14 protein-coding genes and 4 tRNA genes are annotated in these 15,326 nt (G+C 45.4%); 1 reads left to right on the top strand and 17 read right to left on the bottom strand.

What is annotated here, in order from left to right; genetic code table 11:
- Positions 1–15: 15 nt before the first annotated feature.
- The 16 genes from ACWA5Z_RS08395 to ACWA5Z_RS08320 all read right to left on the bottom strand — a co-directional run bounded on the left by ACWA5Z_RS08395 (position 16) and on the right by ACWA5Z_RS08320 (position 13,453).
- Positions 16–2,682, bottom strand: a complete 2,667-nt coding sequence (locus ACWA5Z_RS08395) for a lactoferrin/transferrin family TonB-dependent receptor (RefSeq protein ID WP_449343092.1) — start codon at positions 2,680–2,682, stop codon at positions 16–18.
- A 403-nt stretch (positions 2,683–3,085) separates the two neighbouring features.
- Complete coding sequence (locus tag ACWA5Z_RS08390; RefSeq protein ID WP_431051398.1) at positions 3,086–4,744, bottom strand: SulP family inorganic anion transporter; 1,659 nt, start codon at positions 4,742–4,744, stop codon at positions 3,086–3,088.
- A gap of 132 nt (positions 4,745–4,876) precedes the next feature.
- Positions 4,877–4,952 (bottom strand) — tRNA-Lys (locus ACWA5Z_RS08385).
- A 22-nt stretch (positions 4,953–4,974) separates the two neighbouring features.
- Positions 4,975–5,050: transfer RNA gene (locus ACWA5Z_RS08380), tRNA-Lys, on the bottom strand.
- 22 nt (positions 5,051–5,072) lie between these two features.
- Positions 5,073–5,148: transfer RNA gene (locus tag ACWA5Z_RS08375), tRNA-Lys, on the bottom strand.
- A gap of 25 nt (positions 5,149–5,173) precedes the next feature.
- Positions 5,174–5,249 (bottom strand) — tRNA-Lys (locus ACWA5Z_RS08370).
- 215 nt (positions 5,250–5,464) lie between these two features.
- On the bottom strand, positions 5,465–5,920 hold the full coding sequence (gene pal, locus ACWA5Z_RS08365; protein ID WP_034612739.1) for a peptidoglycan-associated lipoprotein Pal: 456 nt from the start codon (positions 5,918–5,920) through the stop codon (positions 5,465–5,467).
- Positions 5,921–5,932: 12 nt separating this feature from the next.
- A complete protein-coding gene (tolB, locus tag ACWA5Z_RS08360) occupies positions 5,933–7,240 on the bottom strand; it encodes a Tol-Pal system beta propeller repeat protein TolB (protein ID WP_431051396.1) in 1,308 nt (435 codons plus the stop codon).
- 38 nt (positions 7,241–7,278) lie between these two features.
- Positions 7,279–8,508 (bottom strand): cell envelope integrity protein TolA, encoded by a 1,230-nt coding sequence (gene tolA, locus ACWA5Z_RS08355; RefSeq protein WP_431051394.1) that lies wholly within the window; start codon positions 8,506–8,508, stop codon positions 7,279–7,281.
- Positions 8,509–8,529: 21 nt separating this feature from the next.
- Positions 8,530–8,952 (bottom strand): colicin uptake protein TolR, encoded by a 423-nt coding sequence (tolR, locus tag ACWA5Z_RS08350; RefSeq protein ID WP_431051392.1) that lies wholly within the window; start codon positions 8,950–8,952, stop codon positions 8,530–8,532.
- 38 nt (positions 8,953–8,990) lie between these two features.
- On the bottom strand, positions 8,991–9,680 hold the full coding sequence (tolQ, locus tag ACWA5Z_RS08345; protein ID WP_431051390.1) for a protein TolQ: 690 nt from the start codon (positions 9,678–9,680) through the stop codon (positions 8,991–8,993).
- A gap of 37 nt (positions 9,681–9,717) precedes the next feature.
- Positions 9,718–10,113: a tol-pal system-associated acyl-CoA thioesterase gene (ybgC, locus tag ACWA5Z_RS08340; RefSeq protein ID WP_431051388.1), complete on the bottom strand. Its 396-nt coding sequence runs from the start codon at positions 10,111–10,113 to the stop codon at positions 9,718–9,720.
- A 234-nt stretch (positions 10,114–10,347) separates the two neighbouring features.
- Positions 10,348–10,635 carry a cyd operon protein YbgE gene (ybgE, locus tag ACWA5Z_RS08335; RefSeq protein WP_431051386.1) on the bottom strand — a complete coding sequence of 96 codons (288 nt, stop codon included), beginning with the start codon at positions 10,633–10,635 and terminating at the stop codon, positions 10,348–10,350.
- Between the two features lie 2 nt (positions 10,636–10,637).
- Positions 10,638–10,736 carry a CydX/CbdX family cytochrome bd oxidase small subunit gene (locus ACWA5Z_RS08330; RefSeq protein WP_431051384.1) on the bottom strand — a complete coding sequence of 33 codons (99 nt, stop codon included), beginning with the start codon at positions 10,734–10,736 and terminating at the stop codon, positions 10,638–10,640.
- A 15-nt stretch (positions 10,737–10,751) separates the two neighbouring features.
- Positions 10,752–11,888 carry a cytochrome d ubiquinol oxidase subunit II gene (gene cydB / locus ACWA5Z_RS08325; RefSeq protein WP_431051382.1) on the bottom strand — a complete coding sequence of 379 codons (1,137 nt, stop codon included), beginning with the start codon at positions 11,886–11,888 and terminating at the stop codon, positions 10,752–10,754.
- A gap of 14 nt (positions 11,889–11,902) precedes the next feature.
- Positions 11,903–13,453, bottom strand: a complete 1,551-nt coding sequence (locus ACWA5Z_RS08320) for a cytochrome ubiquinol oxidase subunit I (protein WP_431051380.1) — start codon at positions 13,451–13,453, stop codon at positions 11,903–11,905.
- Between the two features lie 524 nt (positions 13,454–13,977).
- Between ACWA5Z_RS08320 and ACWA5Z_RS08315 the strand changes: the two genes are divergently transcribed.
- Complete coding sequence (locus ACWA5Z_RS08315; RefSeq protein ID WP_431051378.1) at positions 13,978–14,298, top strand: DUF5339 domain-containing protein; 321 nt, start codon at positions 13,978–13,980, stop codon at positions 14,296–14,298.
- 13 nt (positions 14,299–14,311) lie between these two features.
- On the opposite strand, the gene ruvB is transcribed toward ACWA5Z_RS08315, so the two are convergent.
- Positions 14,312–15,319 (bottom strand): Holliday junction branch migration DNA helicase RuvB, encoded by a 1,008-nt coding sequence (gene ruvB / locus ACWA5Z_RS08310; protein ID WP_431051376.1) that lies wholly within the window; start codon positions 15,317–15,319, stop codon positions 14,312–14,314.
- Positions 15,320–15,326: the final 7 nt, after the last annotated feature.

The following is a 15,326-nucleotide window of genomic DNA, read 5'->3' as shown; positions in this document are numbered from 1 at the left end:
ATTCGATATCTAACATTAGAAATTCACTTCGACACTCAGGGCAAAGTTTCTACCCGGTGCAGTCAAACGGTCATAACCTAAGCCTTCCACTTCTGCGGTCACGCCCGTGCTTAACCCTGTAATCCCGGTTTGACGCAAAGATTCCCAAGTCACATATTTGGCATTGGTCAGGTTATAAATGCCACCGCGCAAAGTCACGTTTTTACCGATATTGACATAACCGACCCAATCCCAGGTATACCATGATTTACTGACGGTTCTGACTACGCCGATATTACGTACACCGCGTGTGTCAATATTCGGTTTTGTACTCACTAACTCAGAGGCTTTTTTGGCGTCGGAACGGGTGAAACGAATGCCGCTGCCCCATTTGCCGGTCGGCGCGTCATAATCCAAACCGAGAATAAATTTCGCCGGCTGCAGACTGTCCATGGCATAACTGCTTTCCAACATGTTTTGCGAATTGCCCGACACTTTTCCTAATTTCCGCGGTCGCACTTTGCTGTATGCCGCACTGCCGCTTAAGCCGTCAGGCAAGGTTTTCCACAGGGCATGAAAATCCAGCACGCCGCGTACATTAAAACCGGCGGAATGTGCTTCTTCCTGATTGCCGTAGTAGCTCACCATTTCTTTTTGTGAGGTGATAGTGTCGTCATTCATCCTTCTTTTCAGAGTGATGAAGTTTTTATAATCGGCTCGGAAAACATTGGCGGTGATATAACCGACATTGCCGTGAATATCAAAACCCACTTCCTGATTAAAGGCTTTTTCGGCTTGGATTTTCTCACGCGATTGCACGCCGCGTTTACGTTGCAGATCCGTGCCGTACATTTCCTGTGCGTTCGGCACACGGAAACCGGTGCTGGCTTTATAGCTGAGCGTGATATTCTCCGTCAGATTTACCGCGATACCGGCTGCCCAGGACAAACTGCTGTAATCATCATTTTTAAATGCCGGATTGCTCGAATCGAATTTATAGCTGTCATAACGAATGCCACCGCTTAAATCGACATATTTGCCCAATTCCCAGTTATTACTCACGCCGAAATAATAGTTTTTACCTTTAATCGGGTGATCTTGTTTGCTAGACAGCTCTTTCTCAATCTGCATTAATCCATGGTTGAATTTCTGACATTTGAAACGGGTATCCTGATGACATTCGTGATCAGCAGGAACCACCTCGTCATAACGTTTGTAATTCAACCCTTCCACCAAATCAAAACGAGAACGCCCGATACCGGCGAGCAGATCAATTTCGTGTTTGATACCGAAATAATCCAACACTTTTTTGCCGCTAAAGCGGATTCGTTTGGTTTGCTCGGTCAAGGTCGCATTACTGCGTTTCCACATTTGGTATCCAATCGGCGCACCGCCTTCAACCAGCTTGATTCCCAAATCATTGCGTCGGAAAAGTTCACAATTTTGGTTCGGCGTCTCGCCACGCAGCGTACAGGCGGATTCGGTATGAATGGACGTAATGCTCACTTTTTCCTGATCCAATTCGATTTTCGCCGAATCTAACCAGCTTTTGTTATTTTCCGCTTGATACTCATAGAAGAATCCTTCACGCTTCTTATCGTGTTTATGATCAACAAATTTATAATGCGGGAAAAGCGGTCTGTGTTTCCAGTCGGTGCTGTCATTGCTTGCGCCGCTGTCTTTATAATTGCGATAAAACGGTTTTGCCCTATTTGCCCTGTCTTCAATCTCATAACGCTGCTTGGTGTTTTCAAATACAAACCCGATTTTATGTGACGGATTAAATTCATATTGGAATTTACCAAAAGCAGAATCGGAGCGGTAGTCCATCGGATTTGCCGCATTGCGTGTCAAACCGTAAACGTCATTCGGGGCATAGGTTGAGCTTTGAATGCAGTTCGCCGGTGAATGCCCCTCTAAACAACCCTCGGTTTGTGGAAAATGTGCCGGTCTGACCGCACTTGTCCAACCGGACTTGCGCAAATCTTCATATTGATATTCGGTGGGATACAAACGATCCAGCGTTTGCGACGGTGTATCGGAATGCGATTTGATTTCATGTCCGTCACGGCGGGTATATTGTAATAACGCCGAAAAACCGCCTGCCTGCCCTGCAGCGGCAATCGAATTGCCCCAACGCTGGTCTTTGCTACTGTAGCTGCTTTTAAGATTTACGCCCCAATTTTGGTCGGGTTTGATCACATCGCTCGGATCTTTGGTCACAAACATCACCGCCCCGCCTAACGCCGAATTGCCTGCAGCTACCGAGTTTGCCCCTTGACTGATTTCTACCGCTTTAATATTTTCAAATTCAATTTCATTCTTGGCGCCGCTAAAACGTTCCGCATAATTGGAACGCGGCATATAATTCTGCGCCTGCGAAATCCCATCCACCAAAATAGCAACCCGATCTTTATCCACGCCACGGATCGAATAACCGGCAGAAGCGCCGCTGCCTTGCTCGTTCACGGCAATGCCCGGATCATAACGGGTTAAATCGCGAATATCATTCACTTGTTCACGCCGTAATTGCTCGGCATTTTTCACCACACGGCTGATATTGCGCTGGGATTTGCTGATCTCGCCGATACTGCCGACCACGCGGATTTCGTCTAACTGCTCATCTTCGTTTGCATAAGCCGCTTGATGATAAGCCAATTGTCCAAGGAGGGTTAAAGCCACTATATGTGATAGTGGCTTCATTTTAAAATGAAGCTTTTGTCTTTTTCCGTTATTCATTGTAACACCTAAAAGTTAATAAAAATACATCTCATCTTTTTTACATCAATGATAATTATTATCGTTAATTGTTCGTAGCTGGCGAATTAAAGCAAATAATTTCTTCGGGATCAAGAAAAGAAATCGTTATTTTGTGATGACGATCAAATAAAAGAAAAAAGATCACATTGATTGAATCAGATAAACAAAATCAAGTAGACTAAATCAAAGAAAAATAAAACGAAATACATAAAAAACCGTTCTTTGAATTTTTACAAAGAACGGTCGTTAAAGTAAACCGGCAAATAGAATAACAAAGATCACGATAGCCTAATGCCAACCTAAACCGATTGGCGCCACGACTATCAAACCGCACTTTAACCCTGTTTTACTCCGGACTATCCTCACGCTGGCGCAATTCGCTTTGTGCGGTGCGCAAGGCGTCGTCAAACAGTTTAAACACATTGTGTTCGCCGACTAATTGGATAATGCCGCCGCGACGCAACTTTTGGGTCACATTATGGTTGGCGCCGGATAACATCACGGTCACCCCTTGTTTTTGTAAGTTGCACACCACATTTTCCAAACTCTGCATGCCGGTGATATCAATGAAAGGCACCCATTTCAGGCGGATGATCAAGTATTTCGGGTAAGTCTGGCTATCGGCAAGCGCACGGTCAAAATTTTCAACCGCACCAAAGAAGAAAGGACCTTCAACGGTAAACACCAGTAATTCTTCCGGTAACGGCTCTTCACCGATACGCGCCAGCAAATCCGCTTGCGATACCCGCTTAACCTCCACACTGCCCGCCATACGGCGCAGGAACAATAAGGTCGCTAGAATCACGCCGATATTCACCGCCACCACTAAATCGGCAAATACGGTCAAGCCGAAGGTAATCAGCAAAATGGCAACATCGCTTTTCGGCGCGCGTTTGATCATTTTGATAAAGCGTTTCGCTTCACTCATATTCCATGCGACAACGAATAGAATCGCGGATAAGACTGCCAATGGAATATGGACGGCAAGCGGTGCCAACGCCAATAATATCACGATCAATGTGAGCGAATGTACAATTCCGGCAAGCGGGCTGGTTGCGCCGTTACGGATATTGGTTGCGGTGCGTGCAATTGCGCCGGTGGCGGCAAAGCCGCCAAATAACGGCGCAGCAATATTGGCAATGCCCTGTCCGACCAATTCCTGATTGGAATTGTGGCGCGTGCCCGCCATGCCGTCGGCAACCACTGCCGATAGTAAGGATTCGATCGCCCCTAACATCGCAATGGTAAACGCAGGCCCAATCAACTCAATCATTTTTGTCCAACTGAGGGTCGGCAGTTTAAATTCGGGCAAGCCTTGCGGAATGCCGCCAAATGCCGTGCCGATAGTGCGGACACCGTCAAATTGAAATAGATATTGCACCATGCTGATCACCAATAAGGCGATTAACGGTCCGGGAATCCGTTTGCAACCGGGAATTTTGCTGCTGTAAAGCACCAGCAGCAACGCGGTGACGGCTAAAAGTGCGGTTGTGAAATGAAATTGCGGAAACGCTTGAATTAAATGGAACAGTTTTAAGTGGAAATGATCCCCGCTGACACTGGGTAAACCGAAAAAATCCTGCCATTGTCCGACCCAGATGATCACACCGATACCGGCGGTGAAGCCGACGATAACCGGTGAGGGAATATATTTGATAATCGCGCCCATGCGGGTTAAGCCGAATGCCAATAAAATCACCCCCGCCATTAAGGTGGCTACTTGCAAGCCTTCAATGCCGTATTGCGCAGTGATCCCCGACAACACCACGATAAATGCCCCGGTCGGACCGCTGATTTGCAAACGGCTACCGCCAAACACTGCGGTACAGAAACCGGCAATAATCGAGGTATAGATGCCTTGTTCCGGCTTCGCACCGGACGCAATCGCAAACGCCATGCCGAGCGGTAAAGCAACAATCCCGACGATGATCCCGGCAATAATATTATTCAACCAGTGCTGACGGGAAAACAAACCGCTCTTTGCGGCTTCCTGTAGAGCGAACATTGACAACTTGTCCTATAAAACAAACCAAAGAACAACTATTATATGCCTCTCGTCCAGATTGTTCATCCACGAGATACAAGAAAAATATAACTTTTTGATCTTACGCAAAAATAAAGTTGAGGAATAGACAAGTGGTGGGTCGTGAAGGATTCGAACCTTCGACCAACGGATTAAAAGTCCGCTGCTCTACCGACTGAGCTAACGACCCGATTGGGAGATTGCAATTTAAGTGGTGGGTCGTGAAGGATTCGAACCTTCGACCAACGGATTAAAAGTCCGCTGCTCTACCGACTGAGCTAACGACCCGCTTGGGAGATTGCAATTTAAATGGTGGGTCGTGAAGGATTCGAACCTTCGACCAACGGATTAAAAGTCCGCTGCTCTACCGACTGAGCTAACGACCCACTTTAAGTGGCTGTTACAAGAGAGTGGTGGGTCGTGAAGGATTCGAACCTTCGACCAACGGATTAAAAGTCCGCTGCTCTACCGACTGAGCTAACGACCCCTCGTTTGTAACGAGGCACTATAATACTCATTTTGCGGAAGTTATCAATCAAAAATTTATATTTTTTTTCCGCTTGCCTGATTTATCTACAATCTTACCGCTTATTTTTTTATTCTGCCGAAGATCGGCACGACACGTATAATTTCCTTATGCCGAAAACAAGACAACCCCGATAAATATCGAGGTTGTTTTACAGCTTTAAGCTACGTTACAAATTAGTATGCTAACACCGCACGACGGTTTTTCGCATAATCTGCTTCTGTGTGACCCAAAACAGCCGGTTTCTCTTCACCATAAGAAACGGTGGAAAGTTGTGAACCGGAGACGCCTTTGCCTGTCAGGTAGTTTACTACTGCGTCTGCACGACGTTGACCCAACGCGATGTTGTACTCCGGAGTACCGCGCTCATCGGTGTTACCTTCAACCAATACTTTGCTTGCCGGAGTTGCAGTCAAGTACAGAGAATGTGCATCCAACAGTTGTTGATATTGACCTTCGATGTTGTATTGATCAAAACCGAAATACACGGTGTTATAACGCTGTTGTAAATCTTCAGCAGTATAGTTACCGTATAATTGACCTTGAGCAGCAGAATCATCAGAAGAACTGCTACAAGCAGCTAATACGAATGCAGGTGCAGCAACCATCAGAACTTTTGCAAGTTTTTTCATTTTAATTACTCCTTAGTTTTTAGTAAGAAACGGAGACCAAGCTGGGAACTTAATTTGCCCGTCCGCACCTGGTAACCTAGCTTTAAAGCGTCCGTCAGCGGACACCAATTGTAACACTTTCCCAAGCCCTTGGGTAGAGCTATAAATGATCATGATTCCGTTAGGTGAAACACTTGGACTTTCATCCAGGAAAGTTGATCCCAGAACCTCTACGCTTCCCGTTGCCAAATCTTTTTTGACAATATGATCCGCAGAGATCATGATTAGATTTTTGCCATCAGAGGTAATCTGACCGCTATAACTTCTGCCACCTGCGCCGACATAGCTCGCACCACCGCCATAAGCACTCATCATATACACTTGCGGGCTGCCGCCACGGTCGGAAGTGAAGACGATCGATTGTCCGTCCGGTGACCAGCTCGGCTCGGTGTTATTGCCTGCACCGCTGGTCAATTGTGTGGTTTGACCTGACGCCAGATTCATCACATAAATATTCAGTTGCCCGTCACGGGAAGAAGCGTACGCCAAACGGGTTCCGTCCGGAGAGAATGCCGGAGCACCGTTGTGACGCGGTGTCGAGGCAACCACTTTACGTGAACCGGAACCTAAATTTTGAACCACTAATTGTGATTTGCGGTTTTCAAAGCTGACATAGGCTAATTGTTTGCCATCTGCCGACCAGCTTGGTGACATAATCGGTTGTGAACTGCGGTTAACGACGAATTGATTGCGTCCGTCATAATCGGCAACGTGCAATTCATACGGTGTGCTACCGCCATTACGCTGCACTACATAAGCAATACGCGTTCTGAATGCGCCGCGAATACCGGTTAATTTTTCAAATACTTCATCACTGATTGTGTGCGCGCCATAACGCAATTGGTTATTGTTCGGGATAGTATAGCTGTTTTGCAATAAGACTGAACCGGCTGCGCCTGAACCACCGATGGTATCCACCAACTGGTAAGCAATGTTATACCCGGAACCTGTCGGGGTGATTTGTCCGACCACAATTTCCGCCAAGCCCAATGCCGCCCAAGCTTCCGGATTCACTTCGGCTGCGGAAGACGGGGTTTGCGGCATTCTGCTGACCGGAATCGGGCTAAATTTTCCGCTATTGCGCAAATCCGCTGCGACAATATCCGCAATGTCTGCCGGTGCTGAACCCGGCCCATTCCATTTAAACGGCACAACTGCAATCGGTTGCGCACTGTCGATCCCTTCATCGATCACGATTCGGATCTCTTCCGCCCGTACAATATTGCTCACCAATACCAACACCAATGCTAATATTGCCGTTATCCGAGTAATATATTTCATTTAAATCCCCTATATTAAACACATTGTCATAATTGATCTTATTTTAAATCAAAATCAATAATTGGAGTTTTATACCGATTATAAATGGCGTCAGAAGGTGCCGCCGGTACTTTTTTAGTATTGGCAACCGCCCTTAATGCCGAATTACAAATGTCATCCGAACCTGAAATCTTTTGATAATTCAAAATAGTTCCGTCCCGCGCCAATGAAATTCTGATACTACAGGTTTTTCCTGCAAAGCTCGCATCACGGATAAAACGACGTTTGATTGTACGTTTAATCACGCCGGCGTATTCATCACCGGCACGCGCTCCATCAGCCCCGCTCACCGTTCCCGCTCCGCTGCCCGTTGTGCCGCCTTTATTCTGATTGCCGCCCTTAGCGGCTGAACCACCGCCAATCGTACCGCTATTCATAAAGTCGTCTAGAGCCGCCTGTTGCGCAGCTTTTTCTGCGGCAGCCGCTTTGGCTTTTGCAGCGGCGTCGGCTTTAGCTTTAGCGTCCGCAGCCGCCTTGGCTTTCGCTTCAGACTCTGCTTTTGCCTTAGCGTCCGCAGCCGCCTTGGCTTTCGCTTCGGACTCGGCTTTTGCCTTAGCGTCCGCAGCCGCCTTGGCTTTCGCTTCGGATTCGGCTTTTGCCTTAGCTTCTGCTGCGAGCTTCGCTTTAGTCTCGGCTTCAGCTTTTGCTTTGGCTGCCGCCGCTTGCGCCTCTTGCTCTGCTTTGACTTTTGCTGCCGCTTCTAAACGTTTAGCCTCTGCGTCTGCTTTCAGTTTCGCCTGTTCTGCAATTCTTTTTGCTTCAGCTTCTTTGGCAATACGCTGCTGACGAGCAATTTCTTCTTGTTTAGCCTGCTCCGCTTTTGCCTGCGCCTCACGGCGTTGCTGTTCCCGTTGTTCTTGCCGACGCTGTTCCGCTTGCTGTTTTTCCAATTGTTGCTTTTCCAGCTCCTGCTGGCGCTGCTGTTCTGCCTGCTGCTGTCTTTCCAGTTCCTGTAGACGCTGCTGCTGCTCCTGTTGTTCTAATTCTTGACGTTTGGCTTTATCAACATCACCTTTTTGCTGTTGTTTTATCCGCCCCCATTCTTGAGCGGCAGCGCCGGTATCCACCATCACCGCGCCCATTACATCGCCTTCACCTTCGCCGCCACCGGCAGCCGGCATATACTTATACCATAAGGAGCCCAAAATCAGGATTCCGAACAGTAATCCGTGCAAAATGGTGGAAATCAGAACGGCACGGTTTAATTTCTGTGTTTTCTCTGTCTGCACTGCTGATCCCGTACTGATAATTTATAAAGGATTGGTCATTAAACCAACAGATTTAATACCGGCAAGATGTAATAAATTCAACGCGTTAATCACTTCTTCATAAGGCGCATCTTTAGCTCCGCCAACCAAGAACAGCGTATTATTATCTTTATCAAACTCCTGTTTTGCCATTTCGGTCACCATTTCTTCGGTCAGATTCTCATTACGCTCGCCATTAATTGCAAGCGTATATTGCCCGACTCCGGCAACTTCTAAAATGACAGGGACTTTATCTTCATTGGAAACCGACTGGCTATCCACCGAATCCGGCAATTCGACCTGTACACTCTGACTGATAATCGGTGCCGTTGCCATAAAGATTAACAATAATACCAACAACACGTCTAAGAAAGGAACGATGTTAATTTCCGACTTCATATCACGACGTTTGCGTCTATACGACATAATATCCTCTTATCCTCTACGATATACTGTGCGGAAAATTAATTAGCACTTTTTTTGGCAAATGCCTGACGGTGCAGAATGGTAGTGAACTCGTCAATGAAGTTAGCATAATTTTGCTCTAATTTGCTGACGCGCAAGCTCAAACGGTTATACGCCATTACAGCCGGAATTGCCGCAAACAAACCGATTGCCGTCGCAATCAAAGCTTCGGCGATCCCCGGCGCGACCATTTGCAACGTAGCTTGTTTTACATTACTTAACGCCATAAATGCGTGCATAATTCCCCATACCGTCCCGAACAAACCGATATACGGACTGATTGAAGCCACCGTTGCCAAAAAAGGAATGCGGTTTTCCACTTCTTCGATTTCACGGTTCAAGGTCAAGTTCATCGCACGCGTCGTTCCTTGGATGATGGATTCCGGTGTACTTGAAGCAGTTTGTTGCAAACGTAAAAACTCTTTGAAACCGACATAAAAAATTTGTTCGCTGCCGCTTAAGCCGTCGCGACGGTTATCCATGCCATCATACAATTTATTCAAATCTTCGCCAGACCAGAAACGATCTTCAAACGCCGCGGAAGATTTTAATGCTTGGCGTAAAATGCCGCTCCGCTGGATAATAATTGCCCACGACATAATAGAAAAAATGATCAAGATTGCAATGACAATCTGAACGATAACACTTGCTTCTAAAAAAAGTGCCAAAAAATTTAACTCTGTTGACATCAATAAACCCCGATTAGTCCATACTAAAATACTGTAATTACTTGCCTCCCAAAGCCGTTCTGATCGTCTCAGGCATCGGCTCCGGTTTCATTTTGGATAAATTAACTGATGCAACTAAGACAGTTGCGTTTGACAATAATTCATCTTGCTTGAATAATTTCTGCTCAAAAATAATACTTGCTTTCTTGACTTGGCTGACGGTTGTTTCAACCGTCAAACAGTCATCCAATTTAGCCGCAATACGATAATCAATTTGCATACTGCGCACCACAAATGCCAGCTGAAACTGTTGTAATAGCTGCTGCTGTTCAAAACCCAGATTACGCAAAAATTCCGTTCTTGCTCTTTCAAAAAAATGGAGATAACGCGCATGATAAACCACACCACCGGCATCCGTATCTTCGTAATAAACTCTGATTGGTATCTTTTGCATAACGATATCCCACATGATCCCAAAGCCGCTATTATCAAGAATAGTTTGATACTTGTCTAGTGATCGCCTAGCGAATTAACAAGAATATTTTTAATGACAAGAAGAGGTAAAGATAAAAACACTGGCTTGCGATTAATTATTTCATATCGGAAAATAATTATCAGATAATAAAATAACACAGAGATGATTAAAGTGCGGTACGGGATCAGATTGCCCCTACCGCACTTTGCTGATTCAGATAAAATAAATATAGATGGCCCCAAATAACGCCGCCAAATAACCGATGAAAGGATTAAAAAAACCTTTCCAACGCGTTTTGCGTATTTGCAATCCAAGCCCATGAATCCACAGTATCGATGTCCCCCAGATTAGAAACAGGGTAAATAAAGGAGACGGGCCACCTAACGCCAAGGCAAATTTTTTCGCATGAAAAAAGATTGATAACATCAGTGCGATTGCCAAGATAAATGAAAGGGCTCGATAAGAGCCCTTATTTACCAGTTGATAGAGTTTATCAATCATAGTTACTCATCAAATTTGCCGGTTTTTTCAATGCTGATTGTTACAATCGCCGCAAAGAAAACCGCTAATAATACGCCTAAAACCCAAGCTACATAAAACATAATTCTTCCTCTTTGTTAGTATAGTGAGTTTTTATTTTCTTCGATAAAGTCACTGTCGATACGTCCGAACATTTTGGCATATGCCCAAATGGTGTAAGCCAGTAATATAACCACAAAGATTAAAGTCAGACCAAACATAATCATCAGGGTTAAGTGACTTGAAGTTGAATCCCACATCAACAAGCTGGTATTCGGATGTGTGATTGACGGCATAATGAACGGGAACATCGATACCCCGAACGTGAAAATCACACCGGCCATCGTCAATGACGAGAACAAGAATGCAAATCCGGAACGGTTGGCTTTAGAAAACACGATATTCAATAACCCACCGGCGACCGCCAAAATCGGCAACAGCCATAGCACGGGCATTTCTTTGAAATTATTGAACCACGCACCGGTTTCCAAAATCACTTCTTTGCCCAACGGGGTAGAAGGAGCGTTCTTATCAATTACGCCGGTGACAACATAACCGTCTTTGAACAACAGCCACACCCCTGCAAGCACAAAAGTGATGACGGTTGCAAATGCGCCGACTTGAGTGATAACGCGAGCGCGATCACGCAATTCCGCCGTGGTTTTCATTTGTAACCATGCAGCCCCTTGTGTCGTCAACATTGACAAGCTGACCAAACCGCACAGTAGCGCAAACGGATTGAGCAATTCAAAGAATGAACCGGTATATTTCACTTGCAGGATATCGTTGAATTCAAACGGTACGCCTTGCAGCAGGTTACCAAATGCCACGCCGAACACCAATGACGGGGCAAAGCCACTGACAAACAAGCCCCAATCCCAAGCGGTGCGCCATTTCGGATTTTCAATTTTAGCGCGATATTCCAATCCGACCGGACGGAAAAATAATGCGGCCAACACCAAAATCATCGCGATATAGAAACCGGAGAAAGAGGTTGCGTAAACAATCGGCCAGGCGGCAAACATCGCACCGCCGGCGGTCAACAACCATACTTGGTTACCGTCCCAATGCGGAGCAATCGAGTTGATCATAATGCGTTTTTCAACCTCTTTTTTACCGGCAAACGGCAATAAGGTTAATACGCCCATATCAAAGCCATCAGTCACTGCAAAGCCGAGAAGCAGAACCCCAACAAGCAGCCACCAAATAAAGCGTAGAATTTCGTAGTCAATCATGATTAGGCTCCTACTTATTTCGCTGTTTGTTCAAAATGATAACGGCCGGTTTTTAATGAGCTTGGGCCCAAACGTCCGTATTTGAACATCAGATACATTTCTGCAATCAGGAAAATCGTGTACAACGCACAGATTAAACCGATTGAGAACCACAAATCACCTGTTGTTAGGGCAGAGTTTGCCACACCGACCGGTAACACTTCATAAATAGCCCATGGCTGACGACCATATTCCGCCAAGAACCAACCGCTTTCAATCGCAATCCACGGCAATGGTAAACCGTACAGCAATCCTTTTAACAATAACGGGCTATTGCCAATCGTTTTACGTGCGGTTTGCGCAAATGCGCCAATCAACAACAATAACATCAAACCACCGGCAAACATCATCACGCGGAATGACCAGAAGGTCGGACCGACTTTCGGAATCGTATCGCTAGCAGCTTGTTGAATTTGTTCTTCCGTCGCATCCAATACATTGTCTGTGTAAGGTTTTAACAATAAGCCGAAACCAAGATCTTTTTGGTAAACCTTGAACAGTTCTTTATCTTCTTCCGTTGCCGTACCGTTCCGCAATTTTTGTAACAAGCCGTAAGAGATGATCCCGTTACGCACGCGCTGTACATTGATTTCACGCAGTTCTGTCAACCCGGTGATTTCTTTGGTTAAAGAGCGGGTTGCGATGATCCCGGCGGCGTAAGGAATTTGAATCGCGAAATCATTCTTCATTTCGGCTTCGTTCGGAATAATCACCATATTCCAATCTGCCGGCGCCGGCGCAGTATGCCACTCGCCTTCCATTGCCGCCAGTTTGACCGGTTGCGCTTGTCCGATTTCATAACCGGATTCATCTCCCATCAACAATACCGCAATAATCGCAATCATGCCGAAAGAAGAGGCCACTGAAAACGAGCGTTTGGCAAAGCCTAAATCGCGACCTTTCAGAATGTAGTAAGAACTGATGGAGAGCACGAAAATCGCACCGCAAACATAACCTGCAGATAAGGTATGTAAGAATTTACTTTGTGCGACCGGGTTCAGCCATAAATCCATAAAGCTGGTCATTTCCATTCGCATGGTTTCGAAATTAAATTCGGAACCAATCGGATTCTGCATCCAGCCATTCGCCACCAAAATCCACATGGCGGATAAGTTAGAACCGAATGCCACTAAATAAGTCGCCATCAAGTGTTTGCCTTTAGAGAGTCTGTCCCAACCAAAGAAGAACAACCCGACGAAAGTCGATTCCATAAAGAAGGCTAATAATGCTTCAATAGCCAAAGGCGCACCGAAGATGTCGCCGACATAATGCGAATAATATGACCAGTTGGTACCAAACTGGAATTCCATTGTAATCCCGGTTGTTACCCCTAACGCAAAGTTAATACCAAATAATTTACCCCAGAATTTGGTCATATCTTTGTACACTTCTTTGCCGGTCACGACATACAGGGTTTCCATAATCACAAGAATAAAGGAAAGTCCTAATGTGAGCGGTACGAACAAAAAGTGATACAGAGCAGTTAATGCAAACTGCAATCTCGAGAGTTCAACAATATCTAACATCTCAACTCCTTGTATATACTACAAGTTCCTCTGACATTGATTACTTTTGTAATCACCCCATTGACACCAAATAATATACCGATGTCATAAAATCGGCCTTCCCAAACACTTATCTAAACGGCTTATAACAACACATTTAGATAAATCTTCAAAAAAGCCCGATTCCTTCCCGCTTATGATACTCTGTAATTCACGCATTAAAAACATAAAATTTACTTTTTCCGCTACATTTTGGGAGATATCTCAAAAAATGCGATCTTCGTCTAAAATGCCATTATGATACAAATCAATTTTTTGAAATTATTGCTATTTTTTATACGCATACCCGATTAATAAAGTTGGTTATTACGCCTCTTTCACAAATTTTTACGCTGATTTTATAGACATTTTTATCCTGTTTTGCTATGTTGTGGAAGGTTTTTATAATTAAGAAATATTCTCGTTCAACGCATAGCAACAAACCAAAAAATAAACTCTGTTTTATTGCGTTATTTTTTATATTCTCACTGAGAAAAGGGCAAAAAATGTTCAAAAAATTTCTGTTCACTGCAAGTATCGCATTGTTTAGTATCGGTGTATCCGCCAATACCACAACGACAAAAAATCAAATTATTGAAGCTGGCAGTATCCCTCAACAATGTAATCAACTTTTCAGCGAAACAGAACAATTGATCAAAGAAGCGGAAAAACAACCGGGAACCCATACCCAATTTGCCAACATTAAAAGCAAATTGTCACAAAGCAAAAAACAAATCTTGGCTTTAGAACGCGAAGTGCAAATTAAAAGTTGTGATAAAGGTTTAGTTGCCCTCAACAACATCAAGAAACAACAACTGCAACCTTAATGATTTTTAACGGCTAAGCCTTATCTGTATCCAGTCCGAGATGCAGATAGGTTTTTGACGTCGCAATCCGTCCGCGCGGAGTACGCTGCAAATACCCCTGCTGAATCAAATACGGCTCTAGCACATCTTCAATGGTTTCCCGTTCTTCACCGATTGCCGCCGCCAGACTATCCAAACCGACAGGTCCGCCGTCAAACCGCTCCACCACCGCACTTAACAATTTGCGATCCATGTAATCAAAGCCTTTAGCGTCAATATCCAACATTTTCAATGCCGCTTGAGCGATTTCGATACTGATTAAACCGTTATTTTTCACATCGGCATAATCACGTACGCGACGCAGCAAACGGTTGGCAATACGCGGCGTGCCGCGTGAGCGACGGGCAATTTCCAATGCCGCCCCTTCAACGATGTGCAGGTTTAAGCAGTTGGCACTGCGAGCCACGATTGAAGTCAAATCTTTAACCGAATAAAATTCCAAGCGCTGCACAATCCCGAAACGATCGCGCAGCGGGGAAGTCAATGAACCGGCGCGCGTGGTTGCGCCGACAAGGGTAAACGGCGGTAAATCCAGTTTAATCGAACGCGCCGCAGGGCCTTCGCCGATCATAATATCCAGTTGGTAATCTTCCATTGCCGGATACAGTACTTCTTCAATCGCCGGTGAGAGACGATGAATTTCATCAATAAACAGCACATCATGCGCTTCCAGATTGGTCAACATTGCCGCCAAATCACCGGCTTTTTCCAATACCGGGCCGGAAGTGGTGCGGATATTCACCCCCATTTCATTGGCGATAATATTGGCAAGCGTGGTTTTACCCAAACCCGGCGGGCCGAAAATCAACAGATGGTCGAGCGCGTCTTGGCGCAATTTCGCCGCCCGAATAAAAATATCCATCTGCTCACGCACCGCTTGCTGCCCGACATAATCTTTCAGCAATTTGGGGCGAATCGCGCGATCCAATACATCTTCTTCGCCGATTTCGCTTGCGCTGATAATCCGATCTGCTTCAATCATACCGCTC

The organism is Testudinibacter sp. P80/BLE/0925, assembly GCF_053570785.1.
The sequence above is the reverse complement of the archived record's forward strand: the minus strand, read 5'-3'. Positions and strand labels throughout refer to the sequence as shown.